The 8,497-nt window shown below is 70.3% G+C and carries 8 protein-coding genes; 4 read left to right on the forward strand and 4 right to left on the reverse strand.

All coding sequences use genetic code 11. The features are described 5' to 3' along the window. From RMO30_RS12150 to RMO30_RS12160, 3 genes are all read left to right on the forward strand, one after another. Window positions 1-653 (forward strand): ABC transporter substrate-binding protein (locus tag RMO30_RS12150; protein WP_309713854.1); only part of this gene is annotated, 653 nt, incomplete at its 5' end. Window positions 654-688: 35 nt separating this feature from the next. Then, the gene (locus RMO30_RS12155; protein ID WP_309713857.1) at window positions 689-1,666 is read left to right on the forward strand and encodes a putative F420-0 ABC transporter permease subunit; all 978 of its coding nucleotides are present in this window, start codon (window positions 689-691) and stop codon (window positions 1,664-1,666) included. Next, entirely contained in the window at window positions 1,663-2,430 is a 768-nt protein-coding gene (locus tag RMO30_RS12160) for an ATP-binding cassette domain-containing protein (RefSeq protein WP_309713860.1), read from the forward strand. Before RMO30_RS12155 ends, RMO30_RS12160 begins: the two co-directional genes overlap by 4 nt. Window positions 2,431-2,462: 32 nt before the next feature. On the opposite strand, the gene RMO30_RS12165 is transcribed toward RMO30_RS12160, so the two are convergent. Genes RMO30_RS12165 through RMO30_RS12175 form a run of 3 tightly spaced genes read right to left on the reverse strand, consistent with a single transcriptional unit; the run spans window position 2,463 to window position 6,947 of the window. Continuing rightward, the gene (locus RMO30_RS12165) at window positions 2,463-4,652 is read right to left on the reverse strand and encodes a DUF3488 and transglutaminase-like domain-containing protein (RefSeq protein ID WP_309713863.1); all 2,190 of its coding nucleotides are present in this window, start codon (window positions 4,650-4,652) and stop codon (window positions 2,463-2,465) included. After that, window positions 4,639-5,958: a DUF58 domain-containing protein gene (locus RMO30_RS12170; RefSeq protein ID WP_309713866.1), complete on the reverse strand. Its 1,320-nt coding sequence runs from the start codon at window positions 5,956-5,958 to the stop codon at window positions 4,639-4,641. Before RMO30_RS12170 ends, RMO30_RS12165 begins: the two co-directional genes overlap by 14 nt. Window positions 5,959-5,978: 20 nt before the next feature. Further along, entirely contained in the window at window positions 5,979-6,947 is a 969-nt protein-coding gene (locus RMO30_RS12175; RefSeq protein WP_309713869.1) for an AAA family ATPase, read from the reverse strand. Between the two features lie 103 nt (window positions 6,948-7,050). Between RMO30_RS12175 and RMO30_RS12180 the strand changes: the two genes are divergently transcribed. Next, the gene (locus RMO30_RS12180) at window positions 7,051-7,329 is read left to right on the forward strand and encodes a hypothetical protein (RefSeq protein ID WP_309713871.1); all 279 of its coding nucleotides are present in this window, start codon (window positions 7,051-7,053) and stop codon (window positions 7,327-7,329) included. A gap of 132 nt (window positions 7,330-7,461) precedes the next feature. Here the strand turns inward: RMO30_RS12180 and RMO30_RS12185 are convergent, their stop codons facing one another. Beyond that, window positions 7,462-8,340, reverse strand: coding sequence for a coenzyme F420-0:L-glutamate ligase (locus tag RMO30_RS12185; RefSeq protein ID WP_309713874.1), 879 nt, complete (start codon window positions 8,338-8,340; stop codon window positions 7,462-7,464). Window positions 8,341-8,497 lie beyond the last annotated feature (157 nt).

Here is an 8,497-nt window from a genome sequence, read left to right on the forward strand (position 1 = left end):
AAGAGGCGGTGCTCGAACTCGAACCCGACCTGGTCTACTCGGGCTGGGAGTCGGCGTTCGCCGCGGATGCCGCGGGCGAGAGAAGCGAACTGCTCGCGCTGGGGGTCAACAGCTATGTGCAACCGGCCGCCTGCCGCTCAGCCGGTGCCCCCGCGAAGCTCACGTTCGACGAGGTGTTCCGTGAAATCGAGGAAGCGGCGGACATCTTCGGCGTTCCGGCCAGCGACCTCCTCGCCGCCCAGAGCGACGAACTCGCCGCGATCGAACCCGACGACCGCGGGCTCACTGCCCTCTGGTATTCGTCGGGAACCGACATCCCGTATGTCGGTGCTGGCACCGGGGCGCCGCAGCTCGTACTCGAGACCGTGGGCTTGGCCAACATCGCCGGCGACATCGCGATGACCTGGTCGAGCTTCGGCTGGGAGTCGGTCGTCGCCGCCGACCCCGACGTCATCGTGCTGATCGATGCCGACTGGAACACCGCGGCCTCGAAGATCGAGCTGCTCGAATCGAACCCCGCCACAGCAGCCCTCGCGGCCGTACAGCAGCAGCGCTACATCATCCTGCCGTTCGCGGCGGGCGAGGCCGGGGTGCGCTCCGTGTCGGCGGCGACGTCGGTGGCGCAACAGCTGGCGGAGCTAGATTTGCCGTGATCCGAGCGAGAACGCGAGCCCTGATCGCCGGCGTCATGCTGGCGATCACGCTCGTGCTCTCGATTCTGCTCGCCGTCGCAATCGGACCCGCCGACCTGTCGTTCGGCGAGGTCTGGGGGGCGATCTGGGCTCACCTCACCGGCGGTGAATCGCCGCTGAGCGTGCTGCGCGACGGGATCGTGTGGGAGTTGCGGCTGCCGCGCATCCTCACTGCTGCCGCGGTCGGCGCCGGCCTCGCCCTGGTCGGCGCCATCATGCAGGCGCTCACCCGCAACCAGCTCGCCGACCCGTACCTGCTCGGCATCTCGTCGGGCGCCTCGCTCGGCGCCGTCACCGTGCTGCTGCTCGGGTTCTCGTTGCTGCTCCCCGTGGCGGCGTTCGCCGGAGCGCTGCTCGCCCTCGCCGCGACCCTCGCCCTCGCCGGGGCATTCGGACGCATCACGCCCACCCGCACGGTGCTCGCCGGCGTCGCCGTCTCGTCGCTCGCCGCCGCCCTCACGTCATTCGTGATCTTCTGGGTCGCGACCGGCGACGCCTACCGCGAGGTGCTGTCGTGGCTGCTCGGCTCACTCGCCGGCGCGCGGTGGGAGGCCGTGGCGATCGCCGGGATCGCCATGCTCGTCATCGGCGTTCCCCTCACGCTCACCGGACGCATCCTGGATGCCTTCGCCCTCGGCGACACGACAGCGGCGTCGCTCGGCATCCCGGTGCAGGGCGTGCGCTGGACGCTGCTCGGAGCCGGCGCCCTGCTCACCGGTGCGCTCGTCGCCGTGAGCGGTTCCATCGGATTCGTCGGGTTGGTACTACCCCACGCCGTGCGGCTGCTCGTCGGCCCGGGACACCGCGCGCTGTTGCCGCTCTCGGCGCTCACCGGCGCGGTCTTCCTGGTCTGGGCCGACACCCTCGCCCGCACGGTGTTCGAGCCGCGTGAACTTCCGGTCGGCATCGTCACCGCGATCATCGGGGCGCCCGTGTTCGCGATCCTGCTCGCCCGCCGCCGGAGCGAGGCATGACCCTCTCGGCAGCCGACGTCACGGTGCGCATCGACGACAACGCCCTGGTGGATGCCGCCGCCTTCGAGGCTCCCGCCGGCGCGGTGACGGCGCTGCTCGGCCCGAACGGCGCCGGAAAGTCGACCCTGTTGCGGGTTGTCGCCGGGGTACTGAGGCCGGCATCCGGAACGGTGCATTTCGACGGCGCCGACCTGTTGGCGATGCGTCGCCGCGACCGCGCCCGCCGCGTCGCCCTGGTCGAGCAGGAGGCGACGACCGAACTGCCCCTCACCGGGCGGGCCGTTGTCGAATTGGGTCGCACCCCGCACGAGGCCCTCCTCGGCGGTCACGACCCATCATCGGACGAGATCGTCACCCAAGCGCTGACGGATGCCGGCGCCCTGCCCTTCGCCGACCGCGAACTGCCGTCGCTGTCAGGCGGAGAACGACAGCGGGTGCTACTCGCCCGCGCCCTCGCGCAGCAACCGCAGTTGCTGCTGCTCGATGAGCCGATGAACCACCTCGACATCGCCGCCCAGCTCGACGTGCTCGGGTTGCTGGCCCGCCTCGCCTCCGACGGGGTTACGGTGCTCACCGCGATGCACGACCTCGCCCTCGCCGCCTCACATGCCGACTACGTCGTGGTGCTCGCCGGCGGCCGGGTCATCGCGTCTGGGTCTACCGCAGCGACGCTGACCCCCGACCTCGTCCACGACGTCTACGGCGTGCGCGCCGCCTGGACGACGAACCCGCTGACCGAGAAACCGCTCCTCGCGATCGGGTGACCCTGCGGTAGCTCAGGTGGTCGGTGAGAGCGCTAGGCGGGGTCGCGGTCGTCTTGCGGACGACTGCCGAAACCGGCCCGCGCCATCAGGGATGGCGGAAGGAAGATCGCGCGCAACCGCACCCCGATGGGGGCGGCGGAGGCGATCGCGTGGCGGAGGTCGGCGACCTCCTCAGCGCTCATCACGTCTGAACCTGGGCGGTCGTAGGCGGCCGACTCCACGCCGTCCTGCAAGCGCAAGACAGCCTCGCGACCGACGACGATCGCGAGGCGCGTCGCGAGTTGTCGCGGGGTTTCGGAGTCGGGGGCGACCCAGTCATGGTCATGCGCGGTGTCGCGGACCTCCGCCCACGCGGCCGCGGCATCCCCGACGGTACGCACCCGCCGCATCCGTCGGATCCGGATGACCACCCGCAGGCCGGCCGGGGCCAGCAGGAGCACGAGCGCGAACAGCGCGACCGCAATGATGATCGGCGTGGGGTCCTGCTGCTCGACGACGCCCCCTTCGAAGACCGGCTCCTCGAAGGGCACATCGGGGGCAACAGTCGAGGGGTCCACCGGCACCGCCGACGGGTTGACACCTTCGAATTCGGGGGTCGTCGGGTCGTCGATCGCCGCGATGGTCGAGTAGTCGGGAAGCGCACCGCGGCCGGGGGTCGGCTCGAAGCGCAGCCAGCCGATGCCCTCGAAATACAGCTCGGGCCAGGCGTGCAGGTCGGCCGAACTCACCTGGAATGCCTGCACGTCGTCGATGATCTCCGCCTCCCCGGGCTGGAAGCCGACGACGACCCGCGACGGGATGTCGACCGCTCGCGCCATCACGGCCATCGCCGACGCGAAGTGCACGCAGTAGCCGCTCCGAGCGACGAGGAAGCGCTCGATCACGCCGACGCCGCTGCCGTCGTAGCCATCCTCGACGGGGGCGTCGACCGAATAGCTGAAGTCGCCGTCGGCGAAGAACTCCTGCAGCGCGATCGCGCGCTCGTAGGTCGAGCCGGTTCCCGCGACCTGTTCGGCGGTCTGCCCGATGATCTCGGGCATCAGCTCGGGCAGGGTGAGGTAGCGCGTGGGCACGTCGGGGGCGGCGTCGGCGGTGAGCTGGCCGAGGTCGGGCTGGATGTCGAGGAACGTCACCTCGTAGTCCTGGCCGCCGGCACTCGCCCCGGAGCTGCGCACCGCGAGCCCGTCGGGTTCCCAGCGCCAGTCGCCCTCGACTCCCTCCACCGAGGTGGCGGGGTACGGGATCGGCAGCCAACGCCCGCCGAGATCCTGCACATCGATCGCCGCCGAGTAGCTGGCGCGCGGGATCTCGTCAGTGAGTCCGGGCGGCGGCGGAAACTCGTCGATGTCGTTGTCGGGGTCGGTCGAGGTGTCGGGCTCCCAGTTGATGCCGTTGAACTCGTCGAGGGTCGCGAGCCGCAGGTAGAGACCCCCGGGTGCGTCGGTGACGTAGGTCACGGCGGGCACCGTTTCGTTGCGGCGCAGGTCGTCGCCGAGGTCGATGAGGGGGTTGAGTCCGGTGCCCACCCCCGAGTCGCCGCTGACCACCTCCCGCACCGGCGGGAACGCGGCGGGCAGCACGAGCGCGCCGATGATCACGGCCGCCGCCGTTCCCACCACGCCGACCACGGGCATCCGGCGTCGCCCGATTCGCAGCAGCGCGAGGAAGGCGATCACCGTCAGCACGAACCACACTGGGTCGGCAATATCACCGCGCACGGCGACCGGGATGTCGAGCACCACGAGCAACGGCAGCGCCGCCGTCGCGGGCACACGGTCGAGGGCGGGCGCGATGAACACGACCGACACGACCGCGAGAATCGCGAGCAGAAAGAGGATGCCGTCGGCCGCCTCGGCGGGGATGCCCTGCGTCGTGATGCTGCGGACGCCCGCATTCACGAGGTCCGACCAGCGGTCGAGCGTGTCGACGGTCGGAATGATGCCGAGCAGCGAGACGTCGCGCGCGTAGCCGAAGGTGAGGCAGACGACGGCGACGGTGGCCCCCGCCGCGAACGGCTGCCAGGAGCGCCGGCCCACCTGGGTCGCGACGCCGACCGCGAGCACGGGCAGAACGACGGTGAGGGCGCTCGTGAACCACCAGGCGACGCCGCTGATGAGGGTGCCGAGGCCGGCGAAGGCGAGCAGCATCGCGAGAGCGAAGAGGCCGAGGCGAGCCCAGGTGCGGGTGTTCGCGAGGGTGCGCGTGCGGTCAGCGGGAGCCACGAGCGTATCCCGTCTGATTCGCCGCGCCGCGCCACGCGTCGGCCGGATCGTCGATGGACTGCGAGACGACGCACACCCACCCCGCGTCCCGTAGCCGCTCGAGCACAACCGGGCGAGCGTGAACCAGGAATGCGTACCCGGCCTCACCCTTCGAGCGGCGCCGGATGAGCCAGTCGACGGTCGCGTCTTCGGGGTCGCCGAGAATCGCGAACACCGGCCCCGACCCTTCGCTCGGCGGCAGTGCGGCGAGCTCCGCGACGGTGCGGTCGAGCAGTTGCACGCCCGCGAGGCTGGTCAGGAATCCTTCGGCGCGGCGCCCCTCCCACCGGTCGCCGATCGGTTCGATCTGCGCGCGCGCGGTCTCTTCGACGGCGACGCGGAAGCCCGCCAACTCGAGGTGCAGACCGAGCGAGCCGACCATCCTCACGACCCATTCGAATGCGTCGCTCGCCCACTCGGCCGACCACGACATCCCGGTGTCGCTGAACGCGTCGGGATACCCGCGGCGGCGGGTGTCGACGAGGATGCGGGCATCCGGATGGCTGCGATGCTCCTCTTGGCGCACCATCAACTGGTCGTGCCGGGCCGACGCTCGCCAGTGCACGCGGCGGAGGGCGTCGCCCCTGCGGTACTCGCGGGTCGTCAGATCGTCATCGTTGCCGGCGACCTTGCGCTGCACGAGGTGCGCTTCGCCTTCGCCGTCGATGAGGTTCGGGCCGCCGTCGGTGAGCGACGACACGGCCGGCACGACGACGAGCCGTTCGGGTTTGCCGACGGCGATCGTTGCGGTCGCCATGCCGAACGGATCCTCGTGCTCGGCGACGAACGGACCGATCGCATAGAGCCCGCGCCGCGGCGGATGGAGGTCGTAGCTGGTGATGTACGGGCGACGCCGACCGAGACCGATCGGCCCGATCTCGCGGGTTTCGATCGGCTCGAACCAGGGCAAGGCGTCATCCCAGGCCAGCGGGGTGGTCGGCGACGCACCGAGATTGGTCACCCGGACGGTCACCTGTACGACGCCTCCGACAGCCACCACCGGAGGCGAGAACAGGCGGGAGATCTCGAGTTTCGGGCGGCGCAACCGCACGAAGGCGAGGCCGATGAGCGGCAACAGCATGGCGAGGCAGGCGGCGACGAAGTACTCGCGTCGGCCGAGACCGTAGCCGAGGAACACCGCCAGCACCCCGAGCGCGATCGACGTTCCTGCCCGCCAGGTGATGCGCAGGGAGCGCGTGCGACGGAGCGCACGGGTGCCTTCGCCGGCCACCCCGGCACCAGCCGCCGTCGGGTTCCGTCGGGCCACGGGTCGTCTCGCTTCTCGGCTCAGACCGCGCCGGACGCGCCGAGCGGAACCGGCGTCGCGGCGACGATCCGTGCGGTGATGTCGGCGAGCGCCTCCCCGCCGAGGGAGCCGCTGACGCCCGACCGGCTCGGGATGAGGCGGTGGGCGAGCACCGGCACGGCGAGCGCGTCGATGTCGTCCGGAAGCACGAAGTCGCGGCCGTCGAGAGCGGCGCGGGCCTTACTGGCGCGCACCAGCTGGAGCGTTGCGCGCGGGCTCGCGCCGAGTCGCAGCTCGCGATCGGCGCGGGTGGCCGCGGCGATCGCGACGGCGTACTGCTCGACCGCGGGGCTCACGAAGACCGCTCGCACGGTGCCGACCATCTTGCGCAGTCGGTCGAGGGTGACAACCGGGGCGAGCCGGTCGAGCGGGCTTCCGGATTCGCGGGTGCGCAGCATCGCCGCTTCGGCCGCCTGGTCGGGGTAACCCATCGAGTTGCGCGCCATGAACCGGTCGCGCTGCGCCTCCGGGAGGGCGTACGTCCCCTCCATCTCGATCGGGTTCTGCGTCGCAATGACGGTGAACGGCTCCGGCAGGGCGTAGGACGCGCCATCCACCGTCACCTGCCGCTCCTCCATGCTCTCCAGCAGCGCACTCTGGGTCTTCGGGCTGGCGCGGTTGATCTCGTCGCCGATGACGATGTTCGCGAACACCGGGCCCGGCTTGAACTCGAACTCGCGTTCCGCCTGGTTGTAGATGGAGACGCCGGTGATGTCGGCCGGCAGCAGATCGGGGGTGAATTGGATGCGGCTGACGCTGCAGTCGACGCTGCGGGCGAGCGCCCGGGCCAGCATCGTCTTGCCGACGCCGGGCACGTCTTCCATCAGGAGGTGGCCTTCGGCGAGCAACACCGTGACGGCGGTCTCGATCACCTCACGCTTGCCGTCGATCACCGTCTCGATCGCGGCGATGACCGCGCGGGCGTCCAACAGAAACTCGGCGGTCGACATCGACGCGGTTTCTACGTGGGTCCCGGTCCCTGATCCGGAATAGTCACTCATCTTCGGCAGTCTGCCAGTGCGCGCGCTCCGGGTCACCTGGGAATCTGCCGTCATGGCCGAATCCCCTGAGACTGAGTACACCGAATACATCCACAGCCTCGACGAAGACACCGTCTCCGTCATCATGGGCTACCGCCTGCGTGCGCAAGAAGGCGCCGAGGTTGTGGCGTCTGTGCTTTCGGAGCTCGAAGGGTTCGCCGCGACGAAAGGCGGGATCACGTTCACCGACGCCCAGCCGTTCCCCGTGGCGGCATTCGACCGCTTGGTGCGGGAGCGACAAGCCGAGATCGACGCAGCGCTCGGCTCCTCCGGCGGTGGCCGGGGGCGCTGACACTCGCGGTCGGTGTACCTAACTCTCCGAAATCCGGCCCTTCACCGACGTCTCGTGGATGAACCTCCGGTTTTCCGAGAGTTAGGAACGGAAGAGCACCAGGAGGACCAGCAGCAGGATCCCTTCGCTCATCTAGTCGCCCTGGTCGGCTGCCTGCAGACCGGCGCGGTAACCCTCGTCCCAAGCTTCCGTCGACCCGATGCGGAACATATCGGCATCCGCCTTCCGCACCAGCGGCTGCGCACCCGCGGAGTCGATCTCGTCGGTGACGTAGTGCGCCAACCCCCGCACGACGGCGACGGGGGTGCCGTTTGCTTTGCCTTTCACGAGGTCGGCAGCAGCCGCGATCTCGTCCCCGACGGCCGGTTGGGTGACATGCAGTTCGTGCCCGGCGGCGTCGCGGGTGCCCCGCAGGTCGTCGAGCACGCGCAGCCCGGCGGCGCCGAGTGCGACATCCGTCTGCCCTTCCCGCCAGGGTCGGCCGAAGGTGTCGGTGATCACGACACCGAGACGGATGCCGAAACGCTTCCGCAGGGCGGCGCACAATTCGCGGGCTGACGCGTCGGGATCCACCGGAAGGAGCAGCACGGTACCGTCAGCGGTGTTGCTCGCGTCGACCCCCGCAGCGGCCATGATCTGACCCCACGCGTTCTCGACGATGCGTGTGTTCCCGCGGGTCGCGACGACCCGCACCGTCTCGGCGGTGATCGCGGCTTCGCGATCGGCAGCCTGCACGATGCGGCCCTCGGCCTTGCTCACGATCTTCGAGGTGACCGCGAGGATGTCGCCATCCTGCAGTTCTCCGACGGCATCAGCGATCAACGCCGCGAGGTCGTCGCCCGGCCGGATCTCGGGCACCCCCTCGACCGCCCAGAGTTCGATGGCCGTCACGGGTTCAACCCCGGCAACACGTCGCGACCGAAGACTGGCGGCCAGGGAGGGGGCGGCCTCGAAGTTCGCCTGGGCGGCCGCCAGCGTGCGGCGCGAGCGTTCACGGATGTCCTCGGTCATGGCGCCATTGGAGCGGCCCGCGCCCACGCTGGCAAGCGCCGGACAGGTGCGGCCGCAGCCGAGCGACTGGCCGAGCTTGGCCGTTTGACGTAGGCTTGCCGCAGGGGAGAGCGAAATGGCCACAGTCGCAGATCGGACGCTTGCATCTCCGCGTGGG

The sequence above is a fragment of the Pseudolysinimonas sp. genome (assembly GCF_031389465.1).
Classification (GTDB): domain Bacteria; phylum Actinomycetota; class Actinomycetes; order Actinomycetales; family Microbacteriaceae; genus Pseudolysinimonas_A.

Excerpts from the sequence above, each read along its gene's own strand:
- RMO30_RS12180 (WP_309713871.1), top strand. The coding sequence starts at position 7,051 with ATGGCCGAATCCCCTGAGACTGAGTACACCGAATACATCCACAGCCTC.
- RMO30_RS12160 (WP_309713860.1), top strand. The coding sequence starts at position 1,663 with ATGACCCTCTCGGCAGCCGACGTCACGGTGCGCATCGACGACAACGCC.
- RMO30_RS12185 (WP_309713874.1), bottom strand. The coding sequence starts at position 8,340 with ATGACCGAGGACATCCGTGAACGCTCGCGCCGCACGCTGGCGGCCGCC.
- RMO30_RS12155 (WP_309713857.1), top strand. The coding sequence starts at position 689 with ATGCTGGCGATCACGCTCGTGCTCTCGATTCTGCTCGCCGTCGCAATC.
- RMO30_RS12175 (WP_309713869.1), bottom strand. The coding sequence starts at position 6,947 with ATGTCGACCGCCGAGTTTCTGTTGGACGCCCGCGCGGTCATCGCCGCG.